Below are 645 nucleotides of genomic sequence, written 5' to 3'. Positions count from 1 at the left end.
CCCCGGCCAACGCGCCGGCGGCGTCCGCACCCGAGGCGGGCGCCAGCGGCTCCGCCAGCGCGATTGCCGCGGCCGCGGAGGAGGCCGTGGACCCGGACGGCGACGGCATGTACGCTGCCACCATTCGGCAGCCGCCTGCGCTGCCGCAGGGCGAGCCCATTCCCGAGCGCGAGGGCTTCCACCGGCCGGGCATGGTCGATGACGTGCTGGAGGAACGGCTGGCGGCGGAGCAGCTGCGGATGGTGCCCGTGCCGCCGCGGTTTGCGCAGGTGCCGGTGGAGGTGGCGCGTGTGGGCCTGCCGGCGCCCGTGCTGGCGGCGCTGGTGGCGGACGCCAATGCCGCCAACGCCGCCAACGCCGCCGACGCTGCTTCGGCCGTGGCCAGCGCTGCGTCTGCTGATGCCGACACTGCCAGCGCTGCGCCTGCTGCAGCGTCTGCCGACGCCGCGGAGGGCGGCGAGGAGGAGCCGCTGGAGGTGGAGGCGGAGGACATCACGCCGCTGCCCGACGTGCCCGCCGGCCCCGTGCAGATTGGTCCCGTCCGTACGTCGCTCACGCAGCCCGACGGCCCCAACACGCACCGCGTGGAAACGGATGTCATGCCCGACACTGTCATCCCACCCGAGCCGCCGGCGCCGCAGGTGC

General features: G+C 75.7%; 1 pseudogene. It reads left to right on the top strand.

Annotation, left to right across the window (positions count from 1 at the left end):
- A pseudogene (locus tag ACK41V_RS23665) lies at positions 1 to 645 on the top strand (hypothetical protein); the annotation flags it as partial.

Origin of the sequence: Acidovorax sp., from assembly GCF_046291265.1 — a bacterium.
Lineage (GTDB): Bacteria > Pseudomonadota > Gammaproteobacteria > Burkholderiales > Burkholderiaceae_C > Acidovorax.
Note: the sequence above shows the minus strand (reverse complement) of the source record. Positions and strands in the feature narration are given on the sequence as shown.